This is a genomic window from Bacillus sp. lyk4-R2A-2, assembly GCF_030209735.1.
Taxonomy (GTDB): Bacteria; Bacillota; Bacilli; order Bacillales; family Bacillaceae; genus Bacillus; species Bacillus pumilus.
On record NZ_JARVRK010000008.1, the window covers coordinates 97,752 to 122,643 of the forward strand.

At 41.9% G+C, this 24,892-nt stretch carries 26 protein-coding genes and 1 pseudogene; 18 read left to right on the plus strand and 9 right to left on the minus strand.

Annotation, left to right across the window (positions count from 1 at the left end):
• The first annotated feature begins 8 nt into the window (after positions 1-8).
• Positions 9-2,600, plus strand: a complete 2,592-nt coding sequence (locus QRN39_RS16495) for a YfhO family protein (protein ID WP_284907687.1) — start codon at positions 9-11, stop codon at positions 2,598-2,600.
• A gap of 23 nt (positions 2,601-2,623) precedes the next feature.
• On the opposite strand, the gene QRN39_RS16500 is transcribed toward QRN39_RS16495, so the two are convergent.
• Positions 2,624-3,757, minus strand: coding sequence for an FAD-dependent oxidoreductase (locus QRN39_RS16500; protein ID WP_284907688.1), 1,134 nt, complete (start codon positions 3,755-3,757; stop codon positions 2,624-2,626).
• Positions 3,758-3,963: 206 nt separating this feature from the next.
• On the opposite strand from QRN39_RS16500, the gene QRN39_RS16505 reads away from it, so the two are divergent.
• Positions 3,964-4,431, plus strand: a complete 468-nt coding sequence (locus tag QRN39_RS16505) for a DinB family protein (protein WP_284907689.1) — start codon at positions 3,964-3,966, stop codon at positions 4,429-4,431.
• A gap of 4 nt (positions 4,432-4,435) precedes the next feature.
• Here the strand turns inward: QRN39_RS16505 and QRN39_RS16510 are convergent, their stop codons facing one another.
• The 3 genes from QRN39_RS16510 to QRN39_RS16520 all read right to left on the minus strand — a co-directional run bounded on the left by QRN39_RS16510 (position 4,436) and on the right by QRN39_RS16520 (position 6,348).
• Positions 4,436-4,858: a regulatory YrvL family protein gene (locus QRN39_RS16510; protein WP_050944740.1), complete on the minus strand. Its 423-nt coding sequence runs from the start codon at positions 4,856-4,858 to the stop codon at positions 4,436-4,438.
• Between the two features lie 67 nt (positions 4,859-4,925).
• Positions 4,926-6,089 (minus strand): oxalate decarboxylase family bicupin, encoded by a 1,164-nt coding sequence (locus QRN39_RS16515; RefSeq protein ID WP_034664992.1) that lies wholly within the window; start codon positions 6,087-6,089, stop codon positions 4,926-4,928.
• A 94-nt stretch (positions 6,090-6,183) separates the two neighbouring features.
• Positions 6,184-6,348: a YvrJ family protein gene (locus tag QRN39_RS16520; RefSeq protein WP_003217819.1), complete on the minus strand. Its 165-nt coding sequence runs from the start codon at positions 6,346-6,348 to the stop codon at positions 6,184-6,186.
• A 166-nt stretch (positions 6,349-6,514) separates the two neighbouring features.
• Here QRN39_RS16520 and QRN39_RS16525 point away from each other — a divergent pair, with 166 nt between their 5' ends.
• Positions 6,515-7,117: a sigma-70 family RNA polymerase sigma factor gene (locus QRN39_RS16525; protein ID WP_284907690.1), complete on the plus strand. Its 603-nt coding sequence runs from the start codon at positions 6,515-6,517 to the stop codon at positions 7,115-7,117.
• Complete coding sequence (rsoA, locus tag QRN39_RS16530) at positions 7,065-7,286, plus strand: sigma-O factor regulator RsoA (RefSeq protein WP_041815290.1); 222 nt, start codon at positions 7,065-7,067, stop codon at positions 7,284-7,286. Before QRN39_RS16525 ends, rsoA begins: the two co-directional genes overlap by 53 nt.
• 27 nt (positions 7,287-7,313) lie before the next feature.
• Here rsoA and QRN39_RS16535 read toward each other — a convergent pair whose 3' ends face one another.
• The gene (locus tag QRN39_RS16535; RefSeq protein ID WP_251191512.1) at positions 7,314-8,294 is read right to left on the minus strand and encodes a metal-dependent hydrolase; all 981 of its coding nucleotides are present in this window, start codon (positions 8,292-8,294) and stop codon (positions 7,314-7,316) included.
• Between the two features lie 191 nt (positions 8,295-8,485).
• On the opposite strand from QRN39_RS16535, the gene mutY reads away from it, so the two are divergent.
• The gene (gene mutY / locus QRN39_RS16540) at positions 8,486-9,586 is read left to right on the plus strand and encodes an A/G-specific adenine glycosylase (RefSeq protein ID WP_284907691.1); all 1,101 of its coding nucleotides are present in this window, start codon (positions 8,486-8,488) and stop codon (positions 9,584-9,586) included.
• Here mutY and QRN39_RS16545 read toward each other — a convergent pair.
• Positions 9,573-9,797: a hypothetical protein gene (locus QRN39_RS16545; RefSeq protein ID WP_003217808.1), complete on the minus strand. Its 225-nt coding sequence runs from the start codon at positions 9,795-9,797 to the stop codon at positions 9,573-9,575. The genes mutY and QRN39_RS16545 overlap by 14 nt on opposite strands.
• An 81-nt stretch (positions 9,798-9,878) precedes the next feature.
• Between QRN39_RS16545 and fabL the strand changes: the two genes are divergently transcribed.
• The 10 genes and pseudogenes from fabL to QRN39_RS16595 all read left to right on the plus strand — a co-directional run bounded on the left by fabL (position 9,879) and on the right by QRN39_RS16595 (position 19,423).
• The gene (gene fabL / locus QRN39_RS16550) at positions 9,879-10,631 is read left to right on the plus strand and encodes an enoyl-[acyl-carrier-protein] reductase FabL (protein WP_226804816.1); all 753 of its coding nucleotides are present in this window, start codon (positions 9,879-9,881) and stop codon (positions 10,629-10,631) included.
• A 74-nt stretch (positions 10,632-10,705) separates the two neighbouring features.
• A pseudogene (locus QRN39_RS16555) lies at positions 10,706-10,852 on the plus strand (gamma-type small acid-soluble spore protein); the annotation flags it as partial.
• Between the two features lie 176 nt (positions 10,853-11,028).
• A complete protein-coding gene (locus QRN39_RS16560; RefSeq protein ID WP_050944727.1) occupies positions 11,029-11,289 on the plus strand; it encodes a YgaB family protein in 261 nt (86 codons plus the stop codon).
• Positions 11,290-11,436: 147 nt separating this feature from the next.
• On the plus strand, positions 11,437-11,967 hold the full coding sequence (ntdP, locus tag QRN39_RS16565) for a nucleoside tri-diphosphate phosphatase (RefSeq protein WP_003217818.1): 531 nt from the start codon (positions 11,437-11,439) through the stop codon (positions 11,965-11,967).
• Positions 11,968-12,062: 95 nt separating this feature from the next.
• On the plus strand, positions 12,063-13,805 hold the full coding sequence (locus QRN39_RS16570) for an ABC transporter ATP-binding protein (protein WP_284907692.1): 1,743 nt from the start codon (positions 12,063-12,065) through the stop codon (positions 13,803-13,805).
• Between the two features lie 112 nt (positions 13,806-13,917).
• Positions 13,918-14,940, plus strand: a complete 1,023-nt coding sequence (locus tag QRN39_RS16575; RefSeq protein ID WP_284907693.1) for an ABC transporter ATP-binding protein — start codon at positions 13,918-13,920, stop codon at positions 14,938-14,940.
• Complete coding sequence (locus QRN39_RS16580; RefSeq protein WP_284907695.1) at positions 14,909-15,886, plus strand: ABC transporter ATP-binding protein; 978 nt, start codon at positions 14,909-14,911, stop codon at positions 15,884-15,886. The genes QRN39_RS16575 and QRN39_RS16580 overlap by 32 nt, the downstream gene beginning before the upstream one ends.
• Positions 15,861-17,447, plus strand: coding sequence for an ABC transporter substrate-binding protein (locus QRN39_RS16585; RefSeq protein ID WP_044139669.1), 1,587 nt, complete (start codon positions 15,861-15,863; stop codon positions 17,445-17,447). The genes QRN39_RS16580 and QRN39_RS16585 overlap by 26 nt, the downstream gene beginning before the upstream one ends.
• A 60-nt stretch (positions 17,448-17,507) precedes the next feature.
• Positions 17,508-18,509: an ABC transporter permease gene (locus QRN39_RS16590; RefSeq protein ID WP_003217874.1), complete on the plus strand. Its 1,002-nt coding sequence runs from the start codon at positions 17,508-17,510 to the stop codon at positions 18,507-18,509.
• 17 nt (positions 18,510-18,526) lie between these two features.
• The gene (locus QRN39_RS16595) at positions 18,527-19,423 is read left to right on the plus strand and encodes an ABC transporter permease (protein WP_061407165.1); all 897 of its coding nucleotides are present in this window, start codon (positions 18,527-18,529) and stop codon (positions 19,421-19,423) included.
• A 34-nt stretch (positions 19,424-19,457) separates the two neighbouring features.
• On the opposite strand, the gene QRN39_RS16600 is transcribed toward QRN39_RS16595, so the two are convergent.
• Both QRN39_RS16600 and QRN39_RS16605 read right to left on the minus strand, forming a co-directional pair.
• The gene (locus QRN39_RS16600) at positions 19,458-20,531 is read right to left on the minus strand and encodes an FUSC family protein (RefSeq protein WP_050944721.1); all 1,074 of its coding nucleotides are present in this window, start codon (positions 20,529-20,531) and stop codon (positions 19,458-19,460) included.
• Positions 20,532-20,777: 246 nt separating this feature from the next.
• Positions 20,778-22,073, minus strand: coding sequence for a glutamate-1-semialdehyde 2,1-aminomutase (locus tag QRN39_RS16605; protein ID WP_284907696.1), 1,296 nt, complete (start codon positions 22,071-22,073; stop codon positions 20,778-20,780).
• 128 nt (positions 22,074-22,201) lie between these two features.
• On the opposite strand from QRN39_RS16605, the gene bcp reads away from it, so the two are divergent.
• Both bcp and perR read left to right on the plus strand, forming a co-directional pair.
• Positions 22,202-22,669, plus strand: a complete 468-nt coding sequence (bcp, locus tag QRN39_RS16610) for a thioredoxin-dependent thiol peroxidase (RefSeq protein WP_003217794.1) — start codon at positions 22,202-22,204, stop codon at positions 22,667-22,669.
• Between the two features lie 157 nt (positions 22,670-22,826).
• Positions 22,827-23,264 carry a peroxide-responsive transcriptional repressor PerR gene (perR, locus tag QRN39_RS16615; RefSeq protein ID WP_003217782.1) on the plus strand — a complete coding sequence of 146 codons (438 nt, stop codon included), beginning with the start codon at positions 22,827-22,829 and terminating at the stop codon, positions 23,262-23,264.
• Positions 23,265-23,298: 34 nt separating this feature from the next.
• Here the strand turns inward: perR and QRN39_RS16620 are convergent, their stop codons facing one another.
• Positions 23,299-23,646 carry a YgzB family protein gene (locus QRN39_RS16620; RefSeq protein WP_003217804.1) on the minus strand — a complete coding sequence of 116 codons (348 nt, stop codon included), beginning with the start codon at positions 23,644-23,646 and terminating at the stop codon, positions 23,299-23,301.
• A gap of 189 nt (positions 23,647-23,835) precedes the next feature.
• On the opposite strand from QRN39_RS16620, the gene QRN39_RS16625 reads away from it, so the two are divergent.
• Positions 23,836-24,714: a nucleotidyltransferase-like protein gene (locus tag QRN39_RS16625; protein WP_003217861.1), complete on the plus strand. Its 879-nt coding sequence runs from the start codon at positions 23,836-23,838 to the stop codon at positions 24,712-24,714.
• Positions 24,715-24,892: the final 178 nt, after the last annotated feature.

Sequence of the window (24,892 nt, forward strand, 5' to 3'; positions counted from 1 at the left end):
GGATTTAGATGATGAAACGTAGATGGATAATCATTGGAATGTGCCTCATTCTCGCATTATTAGGCCACTCCTTTTTCTTATATGAATATACGCAAGGCCGGTACATGACAGGAGATGGGGATGGCATCTCGCAAATGCTCCCATTTAAAAAGCTGCTGTATGACGAATATGTCAAAGGGAATTTCTTTTATTCCTATCAATTCGGTCTAGGCGGCGGTACATACACGCAATTAGGGTATTATTTCACAACGTCGACGGTCTTTATGGTGACAGTCGCTGTCGTCTGGCTGATGAATGCGCTCCATCTCATACAGTCAACGGACATTCATTTCTGGGCAAATGCCGTGATTTGGCTGAGTGTAATCAAGCTGACGCTTATTCTTTTCATCGCTTACCGTGTGCTTCTTTCAATGGTTCAAAATAGATTGGGTGCACTGACAGGTGCCGCAATTTATGGATTATCTATTGTATATTTCCGGCATCAAACGTTTTGGGAATTTTTCACCGACAGCATGATGTGGCTTCCGCTGCTTGTACTTGGGGTTGAGCGGATATTCAAAACGGGTAAGCCCGCTTGGTTTATTGCGAGTTGCAGTTTGATGCTGATCAACAACTTTTACTTTGCTTACATTCACTTTATCTTTTTAGCGATCTATCTTGTCTTCAGATATATGATCAAGCTGCGAAGTGAGGAGCGCGGGTGGAAGGTGTTTTGGACGCTTGCGATCTCTACACTGTTATCCTTTGGGATCAGTGCCGCCTTTTTTATCCCGTCTGTTTATGGCTTTCTTAACAATATAAGACCGCCGTATGAACAGGCCATTCCTTGGTTCGAACTGCATGATCATCTGCTGTTTACGAGCAGGGTGTATTTATTACCCGTGATTTTTCTGATTTGTCTGTTTCTCGTACCGCTTTACCGGAACAGATGGTTTTTCATGTTCACATCCATCAGTATGTTGCTCATTGTTTTTCACTTTAGCCCAAAGATGGCGAGTGTGTTTAATGGTTTTTCAGCACCGCAATACAGATTTGAGTACATTCTTGCCTTTACAGTTGGAGCGGCCGTTGCCATCACGATCAAGCATTTCTCACAAATCGAGTGGAAGTGGAAAAAGCGTGCGGTCTTAGGCGCTTGGATCGTGTTCCTTCTTGCTGTCGTCCTTTCAGAACGAGCAAAGGGAAACATGGATGTCGTTGTGTTTACGGGTATAGGACTGGTTGTGATCAGCTTGTTCTTCCTATGGATGCATGCCGAAAAACGTCAGCACCTTCGTCTCTTTTCAGCTGTGCTTATTGCCATTAGCCTACTGACAGCAGGCGTGTATCAGCAGGGATACTTATCTGAAAGAAGCAATATTAAGAGCGTATCAGATACGTATCTGAATAGTGAGGCATATGCTGGACATGAACAAATGAAGCTCATTCAGCAGATTCAAAGCCGTTCAAAAGATCCGCTTGCCCGGATTGATTGGATGAATGGCGTGCGCAACAATACCCCATTATTTGAAGGCTTTCAAGGCATGAGTGTGTATTCAAGTATATTGAATCAGCATTTGCTCAATTTCTATTGGAATGACCTGCAAATCGATATGGGAAGGGAAAGTGTCAGCCGGTATGCAACAATGGGGGACAGGGCGAATTTATACAGCCTGACCTACGGGAAGTATTATATGAGAGACAAAAGGGTGTCTTTCTCACCGCCGGTTTATTTTAAGCCAATATTGGAAAGCGAACATTATGAAGTGTATGAAAATACACGCCCGCTCCCATTTGCAAGAACAACGAGTACCGTCTATTCAGAAAAGTCACTAGAGCATGCGTCAGCACTTGATAAAGAACATGCGATGTTGCAAGGTGTGATCTTAAACAAAAAAGGAAATGCTGAAATCGACCAATCGCCTGATCGAATAAAGGATACAAACATTCATACTGAACAAGCGGTATACGAAAATGGCGTGCTTGATGTATACGGGAAAACGGGCGGGCTGAATATCACCCTTCCAGATGATATCGCTCGTGCCGGGGATGTGTATGTGAGTTTTTATGTGAAGCGGACAGACCGTAATGAAGGGTTTCAGTTATCCATTGACGACTATGTTACATCTCGAAAAAGCAATACATCCATCTACAAAACAGGTGTCAATGAAGTGACGATTCGGGTCCCTGCGGAAAAGATCCTCTCCATTCGAGTACCAAAAGGGACATACGAACTCAATCAACTGAAGCTGTATCAAGAGCCTTACCGCGTCCTAGAGAAAGCATATAAAAAAGAAAAACAAGATGATGGCAACCAGCAGGTAAAACTAAAAAATAACCGCTTTACGATTTCGTATGATAACAAGCGCGGTGATGACTACATGATTCTGCCTGTTCCATATGAAAAAGGCTGGGAGCTCACGGTGAACGGACACCAAACCGATATTGAAAAAGCCAACTACACTTTTATTGGTTTTCCAATAGAAAAAGGGAAAAACGAGATTGTGCTAACCTACTATCCGCCTTATATCAGAATTCTTGCGTTGATTTCACTCGTCAGTTTGATTGGGGCGATCCTATATGCACGGAGACAACACAAGAAACACCACTTTTCATCATAAGTGGTGTTTTTTTGTCTTTCATCTTATACGTAAGTTTCTTCATCCCATTCAATCGTATATTCGTTCATTTTTTTATCAATATCGTTTTGAATACTTATGTGCTGAAGTAGCGCGTTCAATTCTTCTGTCCTCTTTCTTCGATCCTTTTCATAATAATAGAGCGCATCTCGATCATCATGATCCCTTAGCATCTTTGCTATGACCATGGCATCTTCTAGACTATACGATGCTCCTTGACCAACAAAAGGATTTGCTGTATGTACAGCATCACCTATAAGAACAACTCGTCCTTTTGACCACACAGGAAGATCCTTTATTTCATAGATACTTCTTGGAAAGAACATGTCTGTATGATCGATGATGTCAGATAGGTGTTTAGGAATGTTCCAATGTTCCATTTGTTTATATAATAACTGTCGAATGGTTTCTTTATTGGCTTTCTCAAAATGTTTTGTAGGTAACTTCTCAGGACACTGAGAGAAAGCTTGCCATAAAATATTCATTTTATTTGTTGGATGCGCTTTTCCAAAAATGAATTGAAAGTTTCCGTCATTGTAAAAATAACTTGTTGCCTCATCCAATACAAAATCCTTCACAAACGATACTCCTTGCAGTCCCCAAAAACCGCTATAATCTAATTTAGCATTAAACGCAATAGCCTCTCTTGTTTTCGAAAAAGTTCCATCTGCTCCTATTACAATACCACCTGTTATCACAGTTTCATCTTCAAAAAGAACCTGAACGGAATGAGGCTGCTGTTTGATCGAGGTTAACTTTTTGTTGTATTTCACTTCTATTCCTTGACGGTGAACTTCTTTTAAAAGTGATTTGATGATTTGGTCTCTCATGACGTTCAGTAAAGGGGCATCATAATATTTTTCACTATAATTGTGAAAGATCGCTTCTACTTCATTTTCACTGTTTATTTGCTGGATCTTCTTTATCACTGTTGCATTTGCTATCACTTCATTTTTACACCCGATTTCATCCAAAATCTTTACCCCATTCGGAGACAGTAAAAAACCTGCTCCTGTTTCTAATTCTTCATCTGACCTGCTTTCATAAATCGTACTTTCCATCCCAGCCTTTTTTAAAAATAAAGAAGTAGCCAATCCTGCTACACCACTGCCGATAATGATCACATGTTGAGATTTCATTATTTCCCCTCCTCTTTTATAAACAGACCAGTCGGTTTATTTTAGTGCGAAAAAATAATCTTTTTCATATAGGACAGCGTATCACAATTCCCCCTCTTCATTTGGTAATTAAAGTATATGATAATATGTTATAAATGATTTCGCAAGAATGAAACTAACCAATTTCTAATCAACTTCTTTTAAAAACATGAAGGGGATAACAAAACATGAACAAAGACACCGTGATAAAACACTATGAACACACCCTTGAATGGGTACAATCGCTAACGGAATTAACAGACAAAGAATGGCGCCGCGCCATTGCTGATGGAAAGTGGAGCATTGCTGAGATCATCGCACATTTTGTTCCGTGGGATGAATTTATTTTACATGATCGCCTAAAGGAATTTTGGAACGATCGGGCGTTATGTAAGGCACCTGATGTGCATGAAATGAATATACAGTCAGCCGAAAGGGCAAGACACGAAGAGAGAAGCGAGACGATCGGGCGATTTATTGCTGTCAGAACAGAATTGCTTCAAGAAATGAAGAAAATCGAAGCATCTCGCTGGACTACACCCTTTCTGATCGGTCAAACCGAGCTGACGTTATCAAGTTATTTTCAAGGTTTAATTAAGCATGATCTTCATCATATGGAGCAGGTCAAACAAGCGCTCTCTACAGAAAGACGATAGCGCCTCACGAAGCTTCCTTATCAAATGGAAACGTCGCATAATCAAACAAAAAATGAAACAACCAAAGACTCATGGCAAAGAGAACTTCCTCAGAAGTAGAAAGTAAAATGCCGTCAACCAATTCGTCTGATAAATAGACAGCACCCCAAATAAACAAAAGGTGAAATAAGATGGCATAGAAAACGATGGATCGTTTTTTGGACCGGCATTTGCGAACAAACCGCATGAGCACGTGTTCCAGATGTTCAAAAGAGATCCCGAGTACAACATAGATGCCCATAAACAGTAGCAGCGATAAAATCGATTGATAAAAAGCACCCGTTAAATGAAAGAACAGTACACAAAACAACAAAAATATGTAACAGATAGCCGACGTCGCCATCAGCCATTTCAGCCCTTGCCATAAAGCGTGAACAGATTGCTGCATGGGTAAACAACACTCCTTTACATGAAGATACCTGCAAAAAGGACAGCCTTTTTGCAGGAAGGTTGAATTAATCCTCTTTTTTAGGTGCAGCGATGACAGGATGTTTTTCAGTGTCAAGCAATTTCAAGAAGTCTTCGCCTTGATCTAAATGATCAAGAACAAGCTGTTTCGGTGTGACCGCAAGCCACTGATTGAGTGAGATATCTGCATAATGATCACTCTTAAAGATTTCTAAGAAATAAAGCGGTTCGTCGCCTGTATTTTCTACATAATGCCCCATCGCAAATGGTACATAGCCAACGTCTCCGGCCTGATAGTTGAAGGTTCTCGCATGTCCATCAGAGGCAAATACCGTCATTCGTGCCTTTCCAGAAATGAAATATTGCCATTCATCCGTATTTGGATGCCAGTGCAGCTCACGAATGGCGCCTGGATCGACTTTCACAAGAGCAGACGCAATCGTTTTAGACGCTTTGAAATTGGTAGAGTCCGCAATCCACACTTGTCCACCGCTTGACGTAATCGGCTCTTGTTTTAACAGCTCATATTTAAAGGAATTCGGGACTTCTCCTTGCTCTGTTTTTACTTTGTCACACTCAAGGGAACCAGGAATTCCTTTTTGGAAAATATACTTCTCTTTCTCTGGCAGTTTCTCAAATTGCTCCTTTGTCATTCCAAAGTTTTGGAGCACAACTTCTTCTGGCGTATGGGCAAGCCAATCAGTTACTTGGAACGTACTATTTTCAGAGAAGGAACCATCATCAAACACAAGCAAGAATTCAGCTCCCGGTTCAAGTGCTTGAATAGAATGCGGCAAGCCGGAAGGGAAGTACCACAAATCCCCCTCGGTCACATCCTCTGTAAAATTGCGTCCCTCTGCATCAACCGATGTAATCCGGGCTTCCCCATAAATCATGTACGCCCATTCCGCTTCCTTATGCCAGTGCAGCTCACGAATCGCACCAGGCTTTAGCCGCATGTTCACAGAGGCAAGACTTTTAGAAATGGGCAGTTCACGCACCGTTACCTCGCGGGCATAGCCGCCTTTTTCTAAACGGTTGTGCGTATCAGAAAAAGAATATTTCATGTTGGGAACCGTTCCATGATCGGTTTCTGGTGGCGTGAGCATATCTGGGTTTTGTCTGTCTCGCTCGAGATTACGTGGAATTTTGACCGTTGCTCCTTTTTCTCCTCGAATCGGCTGTGGTACACCATTTTGCTTTTCACTCATGATAAAATCCCCTTTCAACATCGTATTGTGTGAGGTGACAAAAGGCCTTTCATTTCGCCCTCGTTTTCATAAGGTGAAACGAATCAAGAAGATGTCAATCTGATTCATCATTTTTTTGAACAGCGACCAATCGTTGGATGAGTTTGCTTAATTCATCAAACTTTCGTTCAAAACGTGTCAGCAAATAAACCGTCAAAATGGCAGGAAAGCCAGCCTGACCGAGCTGCTTCAGCCATTCCTCCGAAAAAAAGGTCTCCATTTGTCTCACCTCCCAGCGGATGCTCGTCTTCTTTATAAGTGGTATGAAAGAAGAAATAGGAAATCAAAGGGGGAGAAAATGAACCATTAGACCCGTTTCACAAAGTTTACTTTTTTTAACTTTTGTCCACTTAATGCAAGTAGAGAGAACAAAGGGGAGGATGCACATGGATTATCGGCTGTTATTGAAAGCAAAATGGAAAGAAATCATTGATCACCCGCTCATTCAGCAGTTTTTAAGCAACCCGAAAAACGAGCAGCTGCTCCGGCAAGTCATGGAAGAGCCAAACGAGGAAAATGCCAAAAAACTAGATTCCGAGTTCAAACAGTTCTATCAGAAAATCCGCATCATCAAGTATATCTCCACAATGATACGCATCTTTTCAGTCGACTTTGACAAACGAGTAAAAAAGAAACAGCAGCGTTTTCCGCTCATACTCAATCATCCTGATACACAAGAAGTGAAAGACCCTGTTCAAACAGATACGTATGAAGCCGTGCTCTGCAACCAGCAAGACTTAGCAGAGCACCTGCAAGACCAAACATTGTACAAGGCCTACCAGCAGCTCACAGACAAACAAAAAATGGTCTTAACCCATATTTATGTTGAAGGTCAAACAATGAAAGAAATAGCCGATCGGCTAGGCGAAACGAGACAAAACATCTCAAACATTCACAAAAAAGCGCTCAACAAACTAAAAGAAGAAACAGGGGGAGATGTCCGTGAACGAAGAAAAAATGACCAATGGGGAAATGGAAGAACTCATTGAAACTTTCACACCCATGATCAAAAAGAAACTACAAAACACGGCATATCAAGAAAGAGAAGACCTCGAACAAGAACTTTATATCAAACTCATTGAAAAAGTAGACCGGCTGATTTACCAAGAGGGACCTGGCTTTTGGGAGTTTATTGTGGAATATATGACGAAGATGTAAGAGTTTTAAGCACAAAAAAAGACTCGCTCACACAGAGCCGAGTCTTAATTTTTTTTGCAGTTTTTCTTCACTGAAAATCCAGCCGGTATAGGAATTTTTGATTTGGTGGTCCATGTCGATATGGCAGATCGCGACAAAAGGATAGTGACCTTTGCTGCGGTAGCGCAAATCAATGAACCGCACTTCATAATGATCCTTGTATTTATCCACTTCCCACCGGTAGACAGGGGAGAAGGAGAGAAAGGCTGAAATGTTTTCATCTTGTTTGGCAATTTTCATAATTTCTGTGTCAGGGACCGGCACCCGGTTAAAGGTGTCTAAAATGATGATCTCACCATTCATACTGCGTCCAACATGGAAGGAGGATTTACATTTCACGGCAATACGCCATTGTCTGAACTTCATCGTAGGCGAAATAATAATGTCTTCAATTTCATCGAATTGTGCACGCAGCTGATGTTTGATCTGAAGCTGCATGATGACCCTGACGATATAATAGCAGAAAATCACGGCGTACAGCGTAATAAACGTATAGCCGGGATGCCCGCCAATCGCCCAAACGACAATGGCGACAAGGTGTGTAAAAAAGATAAACGGATCAAACGTGTTAATAATCCCAAGCGCTACCCACTTCTTTGAAAATGGACGAATGGCCTGCGTGCCGTATGCATTGAATATATCGACAAACACATGAAGCACAACAGCTAATAGTGTCCATAACCAAAGATGAAGTAAATTCGCCCCCGGCACAAATGGGAAAATCACAGCCGGAATCAGCAATGACCAGAACAGTACAGCCGGAATGGAATGTGTAAATCCCCGGTGATTTCTTATATAAACCGCATTATTTTTTAGTTTTAGCACAGTATCAATGTCTGGTGCTTGGGAGCCGGCGATGGTCGCGATCATCACGGCGTGTGCCATGTGTGGATCTGCGCTGACGGCTGGATCTAAAAGTGCAAGTCCCCCAAGAGAAATGCCCATTACTACATGAGTACCAGTGTCCAATTGATTACCTCCTAGTTGTCATGCTTAGGAACAATCATACAAAGTATACGTCTCCAATCAAGACTATGTGCAAAATCACTTTTGCTTTATCCCGATTTAATGTAACATGTTAACGTATCTACAAACAGTATACAACAAATAAGGTTCTTTTCAGAACGTTAGCCCTCGGTCCAATGAGAAGGAGTATAGATATGAAAGACATTCAAGAAAAGCTGGACCGCAAAGATATTGCGGGCTTTCAGCATGATTTAATTGATTGGTATGAAAAAGAACAACGAACATTGCCATGGCGTGAAAATCAAGATCCATACCGCGTCTGGGTATCAGAAGTGATGCTTCAGCAAACGAGAGTAGATACGGTCATTCCGTACTTCAACCGGTTTATGGAGCAATTCCCGACGGTGAAAGATCTCGCTTTAGCTGATGAAGAAAAGGTCATGAAAGCATGGGAAGGTCTTGGCTACTACTCAAGAGTGCGTAATTTACAGGCAGCTGTGAAAGAAGTATATGAATCCTACGGTGGCATTGTCCCTGATACGAAAGAACAATTTTCAAAGCTCAAAGGTGTAGGTCCGTATACGAGCGGCGCAGTACTGAGTATCGCCTATAACAAGCCGTACCCTGCGGTAGACGGCAACGTTATGAGGGTCATTTCCCGTATTTTGTCCATATGGGATGATATTGCAAAACCAAAAACGAGAAATATTTTCGAGTTTGCGGTGGATCAGCTCATTTCCCGGGAAAAGCCATCAGAATTCAATCAAGGGTTGATGGAGCTAGGTGCGCTCATCTGCACCCCAACATCCCCTGCCTGCCTTATTTGCCCTGTGAACATGCATTGCTCGGCACTTGAGGAAGGCGTTCAGCATGAGCTCCCAGTGAAAAGCAAAAAGAAAAAACCGACTGCAAAATCAATGGCAGCAGTGGTGTTATTTGATGACGCAGGCAACCTCTATATTCATAAGCGGCCAAGTACAGGCCTTCTTGCGAATTTATGGGAATTCCCTAACTTGGAAACCATAAAGGGAAGAAAAACGGAAAAAGAGCAGCTAATGGATTTCTTAAAAGAGGAGGCAGGTGTACAAGCAGAGCTTGGTGATTTAGAAGGCACCATTCAGCATGTATTTACCCACCTCATCTGGAATATTTCTGTTTTCTTTGGACGTGTGACATCTGTATCTGATGACACGATGCTGAAAAAAGTGACAACAGAAGAATTTGAGGCATATGCTTTGCCAGTCTCACACCAAAAAATTTGGAAGATGGCACTTGAAGAACCTAGTCGTATTTAACCGTTGTACCGTGGGTATAATCGGCTTCATTTCGGTGCAGCCCCCCTCGGTCTTCAATTTCAGAAATGATTTCTCGATACTTAGATTGCCCTTCTTCGTTCAAATAAGGTAAAATTTGTTGGAAAGCATGATGAAAGTAAGCAAGCTCAGTATCTTTCCATTGATCCTTGGACATCATGCCAAGCTGGCTTAAATCGCGTCCGACATACATGAATGTAACCTCCTAATAGGAACTTTCCTATTAGTGTGAAGCGAATGGACGAAAACTATTCAAATCAGGAGATGAACCATAATGAATCAACGTAAATGTGCATTAATTACAGGCAGCAGCAGAGGTGTAGGGAAAGAAGTAGCCCTTCGCCTAGCTGAAAAAGGATATGACATTGTCATTAACTATGCGAGAAGCAAAAAAGCCGCACTTGAAACAGCGGAAGAAATTGAAGCGATGGGTGTGAAAACATTGGTTGTCAAAGCCAATGTAGGTCAGCCTGAGAAAATCAAAGACATGTTTCAGCAAATCGACGAAACCTTTGGCCGTCTAGATATATTTGTGAACAATGCGGCATCTGGTGTTCAGCGTCCAATCATGGACCTTGAAGAAAATCATTGGGACTGGACGATGAATATCAATGCGAAAGCTTTGTTATTCTGCGGACAAGAAGCGGCGAAATTAATGGAGAAAAACGGCGGCGGACATATCGTCAGCATTAGCTCACTAGGCTCCATCCGCTACCTTGAAAATTACACAGTAGTTGGCGTATCAAAAGCAGCATTAGAAGCGTTGACGCGTTATCTATCTGTTGAGCTGTCACAAAAAAATATCGTCGTGAATGCCGTATCTGGCGGCGCGATCGATACAGATGCACTTAAGCACTTCCCGAACCGAGAAGAGCTTTTAGAAGACGCCAAGAAAAATACACCAGCTGGCCGAATGGTGGAAATTAAAGACATGGTCGACAGCGTCGAATTTCTTGTATCAGGCAAAGCAGACATGATTAGAGGACAAACCATCATTGTAGATGGCGGACGTTCTTTGCTTGTTTAAAAAATCATGAATAGGAAGTACACCTTCTGCACAAATTAATGTGCGTGGAGGTGATAATGATGGATAAACAACAAAACAAAACAAACGCACAACAAGTGAAAAAACAAAACCAAGCTACTGCTCAAGGTCAATATGGTACAGAATTTGCTAGCGAGACTGACGCACAGCAAGTAAAAAAATACAACCAAAAAGCTGAGCAAAACAAACAACAAAACAGCTAATCACTGAAACAGAGGAAAGCACTTCATCTACGAATGAAGTGCTTTTCTTTTTGCCTCTCCCCCCACCATCCGACAAAACCTGTAAAGCCTCTACATAAACAGTCAAAGGATTTCTGTAATCTTTCAAGAAATGGTATACAGACAAAAAGTGGATGAAAATAAAAGGGAGGAGTTAGATGTCTGATTTCGATCAGCTTGTAAAAGAACAAATGCAGCTCATGGATCAACTGCTCAATGTACAGGGAGAACTCGATCTATGCTTAGAAACAGAAAAACAATTGCTGCAAGATGAAAAACAAGAAGAGTGGACTAGGCTTCATGATCAAATCAAACAGAAACGTAAGGAACTGCAAAAAATCCAAACCTTGTTTACAAAACAGACAGAAGAGGTCATCAATTCATATAAGCAGATGGAAAAGAGTTCAACCGTGATGTAAGACAGTGTGCCGTTCAATTGGGTTGAATGGCTTTTTCATTTCATTTTTTAATGATGTAACGGTATAATATGATAGAGACATGTTTAGTTGGGAAATTAGGTCTTTGGACTGTTAGGTTTGTTTGTTATAGAAAGTAGGGGAGAAAATATGGGCTATCCCAAGGAAGGAGAAAGCATCCAAATTCAAAGCTATAAACACAATGGCTTGATCCACAGGATTTGGAATGAAACCACCATTCTGAAAGCAACGGAATTGTGTATCATTGGTGCAAACGACCGGACAATGGTGACTGAATCCGACGGCCGTACTTGGATGACGAGAGAACCGGCTATTTGCTATTTCCATGCAAAACAATGGTTTAATGTGATTGGGATGCTTAGAGATGATGGGGTATATTATTACTGCAACATCAGCTCTCCTTTTGCAACAGATGAAGAAGCAATTAAGTATATTGATTACGACTTAGATGTCAAAGTCTTTCCAGACATGACGTATAATATTTTGGATGAGGATGAATATGCAGATCATAAGAGGCAGATGAATTATCCAAAGGAAATTGATAGTATCTTAAGAGAGCATCTGAATACATTATTGCATTGGATTCACCAGCGGAAAGGTCCGTTTGCTCCTGAATTTGTGGATATGTGGTATGAACGTTTTTTACATTATACAAAATAAGCAAGAGCATCAAAAAACCTGTTTGGCTTTTTAGGCTAACAGGTTTTTGATTGCGTACGGATAAGAGGCACTGATAGATTGGGAAGGAGATTTACATGGGGGTCATTAAACGCTACATGGCTTTTGTAACACCGTATAAGAAACAGATTGCATTGACAATGGTCATCGGGATGATCAAGTTCTCGATTCCCTTAACATTGCCTCTGCTTTTAAAGTATGTCATTGATGATGTCATTCAAGGCTCGGGGGCGGCTGAAGAAAAGACATCATCTCTACTGATCATTATGGGAATCATGCTCGTCTTATTTTTAGTGATGAGGCCGCCTGTTGAATACTATAGACAATACTATGCGCAGTGGACAGGCAGTAAGGTATTGTTTGATATTCGAGAAAAGCTGTTTTCGCATATTCAAAAGCTCAGCCTTCGTTATTATGCCAACACGAGAACAGGAGAAATCATTTCTAGAGTCATCAACGATGTGGAGCAGACAAAAGAGTTTGTCATCACAGGTCTTATGAACATTTGGCTAGATTTGATGACCGTGCTGATCGTGATCGCCATTATGTGTACACTGGACATCAAGCTCACCATCGTGTCTGTCATTATTTTTCCGTTATATGCGTTTGCAGTGAAGTATTTTTACGGACGGCTCCGCAAGCTGACAAAAGAGCGGTCACAGGCGCTGGCTGAAGTGCAAGGGCATTTACATGAGCGAGTACAAGGAATGCCAGTCATTCGGAGCTTTGCCATTGAAGAATATGAACAAGAGAATTTTCATGATGAAAATAAAAATTTCTTAAACAAAGCGATCAATCATACGAATTGGAACGCCAAAACATTTGCCGTCGTCAATACTATCACTGATATTGCACCGCTATTGATCATTGCATTTGCTGGCTACACCGTCATTAATGGATCACTTTCGATCGGGACCATGATTGCCTTTGTCGGTTATATTGACCGGATGTACAACCCGATTCGCCGCCTCATAAACTCATCCACGACATTAACTCAGTCAGTAGCGTCAATGGATCGTATCTTTGAATTTATTGATGAGCCATACGAGGTAACAGATCGGCCGAATGCGAAAGAAGCCGATCATTTAAAAGGAGAGGTCGAATTTAAAAATGTATCGTTTCGTTATGAACACACGCAGGAAGAGATTCTCCGCAATATCTCCTTGAAAGTAGAAAAAGGACAAACGGTTGCGCTTGTAGGAATGAGCGGTGGAGGGAAGTCGACTCTCGTCAGCTTAATTCCAAGGTTTTATGATGTGACAAACGGGTCACTTGAAATTGACGGCATTGATATAAAAGAGTACAGAGCAAGAAGCCTTCGAAATCAAGTCGGAATGGTGCTGCAGGATACATTCTTATTCAGTGACACGATTAAAGAAAATATTGCGGTTGGAGACCCAGAAGCCTCTTTTGAAAAAATCGTTTCGGCTGCAAAAGCGGCAAATGCCCATGACTTTATTATGTCTCTTTCTGAAGGATATGACACGAAGGTAGGAGAACGGGGCGTGAAGCTGTCAGGCGGTCAAAAACAGCGGATTTCCATTGCAAGGGTCTTTCTAAAAAATCCACCGCTGTTGATTTTAGATGAAGCAACGTCTGCACTAGATTTAGAAAGTGAACATTACATTCAAGAAGCGATGCAAAAGCTAGCAAAGGACCGCACAACCTTTATTGTCGCGCACCGCTTATCAACAATTACACATGCTGACCTCATTGTCGTCATGGAACAAGGTGAGATTGTGGAAAAAGGAACACACGAAGAATTAATGAACAGAGACAGCCACTATCGCCATCTTTTTACCATTCAAACATTAAATTAGTAGAAGCCTATCCGATTCTAGCGGATAGGCTTTTTTATGCTTGTCAAAAACATGACATATTTCCCAGCTTGTCTCAATACAATTTTAAAAAGTATGACGGGGTGGTGAATATGTGAAAGAACAAGACGTGCTGCTAGATGTCAAACAGCTGTCCATTGCATTTCAGCAAAAAAAGCAAAAAGTACCCATCGTCCATCACATATCGTTCTCGATCCAAAAAGGAGAAACCTTAGGAATTGTTGGCGAATCTGGCTGCGGGAAAAGTATCACATCTATGTCATTAATGGGGCTGAACCAGCAAACAGAGACAACGGGAGAGATCCAATTCGAAGGACAAAACCTGTTGTCGCTTTCAGAAAAACAGTGGCGAGATATAAGAGGAAATGACATTTCGATGATATTCCAGGAACCAATGACCTCTCTGAACCCATTAATGACCATCGGCAAACAAATGACAGAAGCCCTTTTCACACATCAAGCAATCGGTCAAAAAGAAGCAAAAGCGAAGGCGGTTGCTCTGCTTCAGACCGTCGGATTGAAGCAAGCCGAATCGTTGCTTAAAAAATACCCGCATGAATTATCAGGCGGCATGCGTCAGCGTGTGATGATTGCGATGGCGATGCTTTGTCACCCAAAGCTCATGATCGCAGATGAACCAACAACTGCACTTGATGTGACCATCCAAGCGCAAATCCTTCGCCTGCTCAAAAAGCTGAACGAAGAGATGGACACCGCTATTTTATTTATTACCCATGATCTAGGCGTCGTACGGCAAATATGCCAGCGAGTCATGATAATGTATGCCGGTCGAATCGTAGAGGAAGGAACCGTTGACCGTATTTTTCAAAAACCTCTGCACCCCTACACAAAAGGTCTTTTCGCCTCAGTTCCATCATTCAAAGAGAAAAAAGAAAAGCTCATCTCTATTGCAGGTCATGTACCGAAGCCAGGGACCATTCGATCTGGCTGTCAATTTGCCGCGCGCTGCCCCTATCAAATGGCGCAATGTCTTAAAAAAGATCCCGTTTTACAATCCATTGAACAGGATCACCGCGTGGCGTGCTTTCTAATGGAAGGAGGAGAAGACACTGAGTCACCCACTCTTGCAAGTGAATCAGCTGACAAAACGGTATGACACAGCCGCTTTTTTTTCTAAATACAAACACTCGACTTTGGCTTTAAATCAAGTGTCCTTTCACGTGAAGGAGGGGGAAACGCTTGGCATTGTTGGTGAATCAGGCTGCGGGAAATCAACACTTGGCAAAAGCTTAATGAGATTAACTGAACCGACGTCAGGCTCTATTCAACTGAAAGGGCAAGAGGTCACTCTTTTGAAAGAAAGAGAGATGCGTTCTTTAAGAAAAGACATTCAAATGATTTTTCAAGATCCATACGCTTCATTAAATCCACGAATGAAAATCAAAGATATTTTAGAGGAACCGCTCATTGTCCATCGACATGGAACGAAAGCAGAAAGACGGAATCGGGTAAAAGAGATGCTACATATTGTCGGATTTGATCCATCCTACGGAGAACGTTATGCGCACCAATTCAGCGGCGGACAAAGGCAGCGTATTGGTATCGCTAGAGCACTCATTACCCATCCAAGTCTTGTCATTGCCGATGAACCCGTTTCAGCTTTAGATGTATCCGTTCAGGCGCAAATTTTGAATTTGATGCTTGAATTGCAAAAGACACTTTCTCTAACGTATCTATTTATTTCTCACGATCTTGGTGTTGTCAGATATATGAGCGACAGAATCGCAGTCATGTATGCAGGCCGCATTGTCGAGATGGGGCCTGCCGAAGACGTATTTCACAGCCCGCTTCATCCTTATACATCGCTGCTTCTGAAATCCATTCCACATATGGATCACGTGCTAGAGACGCAAGATGTGTCGGCAGAAGAGTCTGCCATGACACTAAGCGGCGGCTGTCCTTTCTACAAAAGGTGTCCAAAAAGGTGGGAGAAATGCTTAAAAGCAGCACCTGCTTTGTATGAGAAGGAAGCGGGGCACGCGGCGGCGTGTTACTTATATCAAAAGGAGGAACACAATGAAGAAGACATGGTTGTTCAGTAGTTTCATTTTTGTGCTGGCACTTGCACTGTTTTTAGGGGGATGCTCGTCCGCTCCGTCATCAGAAGAGAAGGCAACAAAAGACACCCTCGTATTTGGCAGAGGAGGAGACTCCACTTCACTTGATCCAATCACAACAACAGAAGGCGAAACCTTCAAGGTCACAGAGAATATGTTTGAAAAGCTGCTGAATTACGGTGAGAAAGACACGACCATCCATCCAGGTCTCGCAACAGACTGGGATGTTGCAAAGGACGGAAAATCGTACACATTCTACTTAAGAGAAGGTGTGAAATTTCACGATGGCACAGACTTTAACGCAGAAGCGGTGAAATTCAACTTTGACCGCTGGATGAATGGCGATGCAGAAAAATTCCCTTACTACGGCATGTTTGGCGGGTATAAAAAAGATAAAGGCCATGTGATTAAGGACATCATCGTCAAAGGTGAGCATGAAGTTGAATTTCAGCTAAAGCGCCCGCAGGCGACATTCCTTAAAAATATTGCCATGTCACCGTTTGGCATCGCGAGTCCTGCAGCTGTTGAAAAAAGCGGCGATTCCTTTCGCGAAAATCCAGTAGGAACAGGACCATTCAAATTTAAAGAGTGGAAACAAAACGACCGTATCGTGTTAGAAAAGAACGAAGATTACTGGCAGAAGGATAAACCAAAACTGAATCAAATCATCTTCCGCTCGATCCCAGAAAACTCGGCTCGCTTAAATGCATTGAAAACAGGCGAGATCGATTTGATGGATGGCGTGAATCCATCAGATTTAGATGGCATTAAAACGGATCAAGCACTCCAGCTCATTGAAAGACCATCAATGAACGTAGGTTATATCGGACTGACCGTCACAAGAAAGCCGCTTGATAACAAGCTCGTTCGTCAAGCGCTCAATTACGCGGTCGATAAAGAATCCATTATTAAGTCATTTTATGGCGGACTTGCCGAGCCAGCAAAAAACCCTCTTCCTCCAGCTTTAGAAGGTTACAATGACGACATTGATCCGTATCCGTATGATCCTGAAAAAGCGAAGGAACTTTTAAAAGAAGCGGGCTTTCCTGACGGCTTTCGCATCAAGCTTTGGGCGATGCCTGTACCGCGTCCATATATGCCAGATGGGATGAAGGTAGCAGAAGTCATTCAATCAAACTTTGAAAAGGTCGGCGTCAAAGCAGAAATTGTGACTTACGACTGGGCGACCTATTTAGATAAGGCAAGTAAAGGGGAAGCTGATGTGTTCTTATTAGGCTGGACAGGGGACAATGGCGATCCTGATAATTTCATCTACACACTTTTGGACAAAGACAGCATTGGCGGCAACAACTATACATTCTTCGAAAACGATAAAATGCATGACATCCTCATTGAAGCGCAAACAGACACAGATCAAAAGAAACGAAATGAGCTATATAAAAAAGCACAAGAAATCATTCATGATGAAGCACCTTGGATTCCATTGGTGCATTCCATCCCAATGCTTGCAGCATCTAGTGATTTAAAAGGCTACCAGCCGCATCCAACTGGTTCAGAAGCTTTAACTGACGTGTATTTCGAATAAGCAAATAAGGGAGATCTTGTATCTCCCTTATTCAAACAAAGAAAAGGCGGTGAAAGCTGTTTGTTTGCTTATTGTATGAAGCGGGCAGGAATGCTCATCCCAGTATTGATCGGAATGACATTGGTCGTGTTTTCAATTATACGGTTTATTCCAGGAAACCCAGCACAGGTCATCTTAGGACAGCGGGCAACGAAAGAAGCAGTAGAACAGTTAACCATCCAGCTCGGTTTAAATCAGCCTTGGTATGTTCAATACGGACATTACATGCTGGGCCTTTTAAAAGGGGATTTAGGGACTTCGATACGAACAGGAGCGGCTATTGCCCAGGAAATGAAGCCATACTTATTTGCGACGTTAGAATTGACCTTTTTTGCCATGGTGCTGGCGATCGTTGTGGGGGTTAATGCTGGAATCATCAGTGCTTGGTTTAAACATTCTTTCTTTGATTATGTCGCGATGTTTATTGCACTCATTGGAGTGTCCATGCCGATTTTCTGGTTAGGCTTAATGGGGCAGTGGCTGTTCTCGATTGAATTAGGTATTTTACCGACAACGGGACGTGAAAACGTCAGAAATCCAGTGGAATCAATCACCTATATTCATACGCTGGACACGCTTTTGCAAGGCCGGTTTGATCAATTCACTGACAGCATCAAGCATTTGATCTTACCAAGTACAGCACTTGCTACAATCCCTGCTGCGATTATTGCAAGGATAACAAGGGCAAGTATGCTGGAAGTGCTTCATTCAGACTTTATTCGAACAGCAAAAGCAAAAGGAGTACGTTCATTTTTCATCATTTATCAGCATGGGCTGAAAAATGCGCTTATTCCGATCTTAACGATTATTGGTCTTCAGACTGGCCTCTTGCTAGGCGGGGCCATTTTAACAGAGACCATTTTTGCATGGCCGGGCATTGGGCGGTATATATATGACGCCATCAGCTATCGTGATTACCCAGTCATTCAAACAGGCATTCTCGTCGTTGCGCTCATATTTGTCCTGATCAATTTCATTGTGGACATCTTGTATGCGGTCATTGATCCAAGGATTAAATATTAGGGAGGGAGAGTGATAACATGGAAGCGCAAAAAGAGCTTGAACCACCTCAACCAAAAGAAGAGCGCTCTCAATCATTGATTCTTGAATCGATGAAGCTGTTCTTTCAGCACAAGCTGGCGGTCATTGGCAGTGTGATTGTCTTTTTATTTCTCATTTTAGCGATATTTGCACCGCTCATTGCTCCTTTTGGAATCAATGAACAATCTCTCGGTGAGCGATTTAGTGCACCATCAGCTGCGCACTGGTTTGGTACAGATGATTTCGGCAGAGATATATTTTCAAGAGTTGTGCATGGCGCGCGGATTTCCTTATGGGTTGGTTTCTTCTCGGTTCTCGGGTCTGTCATTTTAGGCACACTGCTTGGATTGATTGCAGGCTATGGCGGAAGAGTGCTAGATGCTGTGATCTCGAGAGTGTTTGATATTTTACTCGCTTTTCCTAGTATTCTACTGGCGATTGCGATCGTCTCTATCTTAGGCCCCTCCTTACAAAATGCCCTTATTGCCATTGCGATTATTAATGTCCCAACCTTTGGACGGCTCGTTCGTTCAAAAGTGCTGAGTATTAAACAAGAAGAATACGTGCTAGCAGCAAAGGCGGTTGGGATGTCACACCGCCGCATCGTGCTGCGTCACATTCTGCCAAACAGTATGGTGCCGGTCATCGTACAAGCGACGCTTGCGATCGGAACAGCGATTATCGAAGCAGCGGCTTTAGGCTTTTTAGGATTGGGTGCACAGGCACCAAGTCCAGAGTGGGGGAAAATGCTTGCCGATGCAAGACCTTATCTCGTTCAAGCCCCTTGGACATTAATTTTCCCAGGTGTAGCGATCATGCTGACAGTTTTGGGCTTTAACCTGATGGGAGATGGATTAAGAGACACACTGGATCCTAAAATGAAGAAAATAAAATAAGACCGATTCTTGGAATCGGTCTGGTCTTTTCTATTTATGCTTCTTTTTCATCTGTCTCAATTTCACTGTCTTTTGGGTGATACGTCTGGAAGCTTGTAATCAATGTATCTAAATGCTCTAGTTCATCACGGTATTCGATGATGCTGGACATGACATTCAGCATATTGTAATCGAGCAAGTCGTTTTCTTGGTTTTGCTGATGCTGGATAAATGATTTCGTTAACGTTTCAAGGCGAAGAGAGCATTCATTTTGAAATTCATCGTCCTGCGGCTTCATTTTACCGACGAATTTCATCAAGGTGCGCTCATGCCAATACAGTAAGTAATCAATTTCATCTGTTAAGCTTTCCTTGAAATGCTCTGGCATCAAATGAATTTCATTTTCTAATTTATGAAGCTTTTTCAACAAGTACAGGGCACGATTCGATGTCATAATGGCCTGTCTGAACAAAACGAGCTTTCTTGATTTTACATAGGTTGTTTTCTTTAAATAGCTTCGTTCCTCTTTGTATAACAAGTAAATGTGATCTAATTTGATCATGCGTTCTTTTATTTGATCGATGTCATCCTTTAAAATGGAATGATCAGTAGACTGTCTGGAGCTCAGACGGATCCATTTTAAAATCTCCTCCGTATTTTCCATAATGTGATGAACAAGCTTTGTTTCATACTTTGGCGGCAGGAAGATTAAATTCACTAAAAATGAAGAAAGAACTCCTAACACCACAGTAGCTGTTCGAATTAAGGCAAAGGAAAGGAAATGATCCCCTGCACTTTCTAAAATCGCAATGACGGTTACAAGTGCAATTGGAATCGTGTGTTCAATCTTCAGCTTTAAATTAATGGCGATGACCATGACGGCGGTTAAACCGATAATGACTGGTCCAGTGCCAAAAAGCAGACCGAACGTAATGGCAAGTGCTGCTCCAATAATATTGGCTTGCACTTGATCAACAATCGTTAAAAAAGATCGATAAATAGATGGCTGGATAGCAAATACAGCTGCAATTCCCGCGAAGACGGGCGTTGGCAACCCAAGCCATGTTGCCAGGTAAAGCGCGAGTACAATGGCAATACCGGTTTTTAAAATACGGGCTCCAAGTTTCATTGGTTTTGTCCCTGCATTCCTTTCTTTTAGATAATAGATGATCACTCGTCATTTATTATAAATATTTTGATGAACAACTAAGTAATATACAGCGGTCTTCCGAAATATTCAAGTGATTTTTGAAAGTTCATGAAAACATCAAAAGAAGGTATTGAGAAGAAATGTAACAGATTCACACGCTTTTGACAAACAAGAGCTGATAAATAAAAAAACAGGCGCATTTTTTTACGCCTGTTTTTGACCCTATTATGATTGTTTCAACTGTTCAAACGCATGATCTACTGCTTGCAGCGTCTCGGAAATATCTTTTTCAGTATGTGCGATCGTTAAGAACCAAGCTTCATATTTAGAAGGAGCGAGGTTAATCCCTTGCGAAAGCATTAATTTAAAGAAGCGAGCGAACATTTCGCCATCCGTATTTTCAGCCTGTTCATAGTTCACAATGGTTTCTTTTGTGAAATAGACAGTGAGAGCACCTTTTAAGCGGTTCACTGTAATATCTACTTGATGTTTTTTTGCATGGGCTAAAATGCCTTCTTCTAGCATCGCGCCAAGCTGATCAAGATGCTCGTAAACACCATCTTGTTTTAACAATTCCAAGCAGGCAATACCAGAAAGAATGGATGCAGGATTTCCTGCCATCGTGCCAGCTTGATAGGCTGGTCCAAGAGGAGCAACTTGCTCCATAATTTCTTTTTTACCGCCATAAGCACCGATCGGAAGTCCGCCGCCAATGATTTTTCCTAATGCAGTGAGGTCAGGTTTTACTTGAAGCAAGTCCTGTGCGCCTCCGTACATAAAGCGGAAAGCTGTAATCACTTCATCATAGATCACAAGTGCGCCCTTTTCATGAGTGAGGTCATTGACCTGCTGCAGGAAACCGTCCATAGGCTCCACGATGCCGAAGTTCCCGACAATCGGTTCGACAAGGACAGCTGCGACTTCATCGCCCCATTGATTCAATGCTTCTTTGTAGCTGTCAATATCATTAAATGGAACGGTAATCACTTCATTGGCGATGCTCTTTGGAACGCCTGCTGAATCAGGGGTTCCTAAAGTGGATGGACCAGAGCCAGCTGCCACAAGTACAAGATCAGAGTGACCGTGATAGCATCCGGCAAACTTAATGATCTTTGTTCTGCCTGTATATGCACGTGCGACACGAATCGTTGTCATCACCGCTTCAGTACCTGAATTGACAAAGCGAACCTTGTCTAAAGCAGGCATGGCTTCCTTCAGCATTTTAGCAAAAGTGACTTCATGCTTCGTTGGCGTTCCGTAAAGGACACCTGATTCAGCCGCTTTTGTAATCGCTTTTGTAATATGAGGGTGGGCATGTCCTGTAATAATTGGGCCGTATGCTGCTAGATAATCGATATAGCGATTTCCGTCAACATCCCAAAAATAAGCGCCTTCTCCTTTTTCCATAGCCACGGGTGAACCGCCGCCTACTGCCTTATATGAACGAGACGGGCTGTTGACACCTCCAACAATATGCTCCAGCGCCTCTTGATGTAATTTTTCTGATTCTGTGAATTTCATAAATAGCCTCCTATCTCAACGTATCACGTCGTCTATCATTATTTTAACATGCCGATGCAAGCGTCCTTAGTTGAATATCCTCTCAAAATTGGATAGGCTATTAAAAAATAGGTTGGAGGGATTGTGTCATGACAATCGAAGTAGGCCAGCAAGTACCTGAAATCGAATTAACCGGTGACAACGGGGAGAAAGTAAAGCTTTCTGACTTTAAAGGAAAACATATTGTCCTTTATTTCTATCCAAAAGATATGACACCCGGCTGTACAACAGAAGCATGTGATTTCCGCGATCGCCATCAAAGCTTTGCAGAATTAGATGCTGTCATTATCGGCGTAAGCCCAGACAGTCAGGATAAGCATCAGAAGTTTAAAGAAAAACATGATTTACCGTTCTTACTTCTTGTAGACGATGAACAGAAATTGTCCGAAGCCTTTGGAGTATGGAAGCTGAAAAAGAACTTTGGCAAAGAATACATGGGCATCGAACGTTCAACGTTTCTTATTAATAAAGAAGGAACGCTTGTGAAAGAGTGGAGAAAAGTTAAGGTGAAAGACCACGTAGAAGAAGCGCTTGAGGAACTAAAATCTCACGCTTAATATCATCACAGGATAGGACCGGCAGACATGCCGGTCTTTTTTGTGAAGAAGAATAGGTAAAAAAGAGGATTGTAATTGACAAAGATTCGGCTCTGGGGGTACACTAATTATAAAGATTACAATATAAGAATATTTTTGAAGAGAGGTGCATGATGAAATGGCTGCTCACGAACTAAAAGACGCTTTAGATGCTTTAAAAGAAACCGGTGTTCGAATTACTCCGCAGCGCCATGCCATCTTGGAGTTTCTCGTAAATTCTATGACTCACCCAACCGCGGACGATATATATAAAGCACTTGAAGGGAAATTTCCAAATATGAGTGTCGCAACGGTTTACAACAATTTACGAGTCTTCCGGGAATCTGGATTAGTAAAGGAATTAACGTACGGTGATTCCTCAAGCCGATTTGATTTTGCGACATCTGACCATTACCATGCGATTTGTGAAAACTGCGGAAAAATAGTGGACTTTCATTATCCTGGCCTTGATGAAGTTGAACAGCTTGCATCCCATGTGACGGGCTTTACAGTCAGTCATCATCGCTTGGAGATCTATGGGACTTGTCAAGAATGTGCGAAAAAAGAAAATCATTAATGAAAAAGCTGACCGGTTAAATGGTCAGCTTTTTTTATGACTTTTTTCGATTGTAGGATTCATCAAACTCTTTGCCTTCTAATGCTGGATCGAGTGTAAGCGGCTCTCTGCAATGCATGCACATGTCCACCCGCCCAAGCACTTTTGTTTCCTTCTCACAGCCTGGACATACGACACGGACTGCCTTCGTAGAAAGCATACCGATCCAAAAGTAAACCACTGTACTCAATCCGATCGATAAGACGCCGAGCAGCATAAAGAAAGTCGACAGCCAAATCGATTCCTTGAAGAACACACCGATATACATGATCAGAAAGCCAACAAAAACCAAACTAAGTGCAAATGTTCTGATTTTATTAATCTTACTGGAGTATTTCGCCATCCCTAGCCCCCCTTGTCTCCAATATAGCACATTTTACCTTTCTGTTTGAATTAGTTATAGAGTTTTGTGAATAAATTGCTTATAATGATTCAATGATCTTTTTTCTTGAATTGAAGGAATTTTGATTCTATGAGGAGAAATACATAGCATTAGAGAAGAACTTTACACCCGAGTATTGGAGGAATCACTATGGAAAATCTTCTCCGTCCTATTTATCAAGAGAGAGCAAGTCACCCAGACACATTGGCTGTGATTATAGTAGAAAGAAGACACAAGGTATCTTCTGAGACGGATAACTTTGATGCAGCACTTCTAGTCATTGTAAAAGAAGCGGAAGAGCCGTTATTTATCAAGCACTATGAATCCGATCACCAAACAGCTTCTTTAAATGTTGTCACAGATGAGCAGTTGAAGGAATGGATCACCCTTGGCACAAACCGCCGAATCATTGATTGGATTTTGAATGGGAAAGTCCTATTTGATCGAAATGAATATATTTTCAACTTAATTGATGACCTGAGTACATTCCCATTTTCAAACCGCAAACTTAAAATCGGTTTAGAATACGGCAAGCTTATTCGCAGATATATAGAAGGAAAAGCATTTTTTGAGTCAAATCAATTCCTTGATGCATATAATTCAATTGTGCATGCTCTGCATCATTTGGCACGTATTGAAGTGATCGATAAAGGTTTCCACCCAGAAGTGACAGTTTGGAATCAGGTGCGTCATATGGAACCGGAAGTATATAAACTTTATTCAGAACTCATTGAAAGCCACGAAAGCCTTCATAAACGTTTGGAACTTTTATTTTTAGCAAATGACTTTTTGATCCATTCAAAAGCAGAAATTGGCGCCGCTCATTTGCGTCATGTCATGGAACAGCAAGATATATGGCTTTTTGGAGAGCTTCTCGCGCATCCTGACCTCAAGTATTTCACGCCTGACCTTAGCGTCATGATTGATTTCTTTGTGGAAAAAGGAATTGTTCAGGTGGAGCCGATTGAGACAAAGGGGCAAAAAATCTATCATCGAGGATATTTTGTGAAAAAAGATATTGACGCCTGAATATTATGATGGTATATTATTATACGTCGCTAACGAGCAAACAAGTTGCTTTTGGAAGAAAAGCTGACAAAAAGAAATTCTAAAAAACACTTGACGCACACGGCGTCGAAATGTTATATTGAAAAAGTCGCCTCTGAGAGACGACGAAGATGATCTTTGAAAACTAAACAAGACAAAA

What these genes read in the sequence shown, in the direction of transcription:
- QRN39_RS16495 (WP_284907687.1), top strand. Translation starts at nt 9, where the DNA reads ATGATGAAACGTAGATGGATAATCATTGGAATGTGCCTCATTCTCGCA.
- QRN39_RS16500 (WP_284907688.1), bottom strand. Translation starts at nt 3,757, where the DNA reads ATGAAATCTCAACATGTGATCATTATCGGCAGTGGTGTAGCAGGATTG.
- QRN39_RS16505 (WP_284907689.1), top strand. Translation starts at nt 3,964, where the DNA reads ATGAACAAAGACACCGTGATAAAACACTATGAACACACCCTTGAATGG.
- QRN39_RS16510 (WP_050944740.1), bottom strand. Translation starts at nt 4,858, where the DNA reads ATGCAGCAATCTGTTCACGCTTTATGGCAAGGGCTGAAATGGCTGATG.
- QRN39_RS16515 (WP_034664992.1), bottom strand. Translation starts at nt 6,089, where the DNA reads ATGAGTGAAAAGCAAAATGGTGTACCACAGCCGATTCGAGGAGAAAAA.
- QRN39_RS16520 (WP_003217819.1), bottom strand. Translation starts at nt 6,348, where the DNA reads ATGGAGACCTTTTTTTCGGAGGAATGGCTGAAGCAGCTCGGTCAGGCT.
- QRN39_RS16525 (WP_284907690.1), top strand. Translation starts at nt 6,515, where the DNA reads ATGGATTATCGGCTGTTATTGAAAGCAAAATGGAAAGAAATCATTGAT.
- rsoA (WP_041815290.1), top strand. Translation starts at nt 7,065, where the DNA reads ATGTCCGTGAACGAAGAAAAAATGACCAATGGGGAAATGGAAGAACTC.
- mutY (WP_284907691.1), top strand. Translation starts at nt 8,486, where the DNA reads ATGAAAGACATTCAAGAAAAGCTGGACCGCAAAGATATTGCGGGCTTT.
- QRN39_RS16545 (WP_003217808.1), bottom strand. Translation starts at nt 9,797, where the DNA reads ATGTATGTCGGACGCGATTTAAGCCAGCTTGGCATGATGTCCAAGGAT.
- fabL (WP_226804816.1), top strand. Translation starts at nt 9,879, where the DNA reads ATGAATCAACGTAAATGTGCATTAATTACAGGCAGCAGCAGAGGTGTA.
- QRN39_RS16560 (WP_050944727.1), top strand. Translation starts at nt 11,029, where the DNA reads ATGTCTGATTTCGATCAGCTTGTAAAAGAACAAATGCAGCTCATGGAT.
- ntdP (WP_003217818.1), top strand. Translation starts at nt 11,437, where the DNA reads ATGGGCTATCCCAAGGAAGGAGAAAGCATCCAAATTCAAAGCTATAAA.
- QRN39_RS16570 (WP_284907692.1), top strand. Translation starts at nt 12,063, where the DNA reads ATGGGGGTCATTAAACGCTACATGGCTTTTGTAACACCGTATAAGAAA.
- QRN39_RS16585 (WP_044139669.1), top strand. Translation starts at nt 15,861, where the DNA reads ATGAAGAAGACATGGTTGTTCAGTAGTTTCATTTTTGTGCTGGCACTT.
- QRN39_RS16595 (WP_061407165.1), top strand. Translation starts at nt 18,527, where the DNA reads ATGGAAGCGCAAAAAGAGCTTGAACCACCTCAACCAAAAGAAGAGCGC.
- QRN39_RS16600 (WP_050944721.1), bottom strand. Translation starts at nt 20,531, where the DNA reads ATGAAACTTGGAGCCCGTATTTTAAAAACCGGTATTGCCATTGTACTC.
- QRN39_RS16605 (WP_284907696.1), bottom strand. Translation starts at nt 22,073, where the DNA reads ATGAAATTCACAGAATCAGAAAAATTACATCAAGAGGCGCTGGAGCAT.
- bcp (WP_003217794.1), top strand. Translation starts at nt 22,202, where the DNA reads ATGACAATCGAAGTAGGCCAGCAAGTACCTGAAATCGAATTAACCGGT.
- perR (WP_003217782.1), top strand. Translation starts at nt 22,827, where the DNA reads ATGGCTGCTCACGAACTAAAAGACGCTTTAGATGCTTTAAAAGAAACC.
- QRN39_RS16620 (WP_003217804.1), bottom strand. Translation starts at nt 23,646, where the DNA reads ATGGCGAAATACTCCAGTAAGATTAATAAAATCAGAACATTTGCACTT.
- QRN39_RS16625 (WP_003217861.1), top strand. Translation starts at nt 23,836, where the DNA reads ATGGAAAATCTTCTCCGTCCTATTTATCAAGAGAGAGCAAGTCACCCA.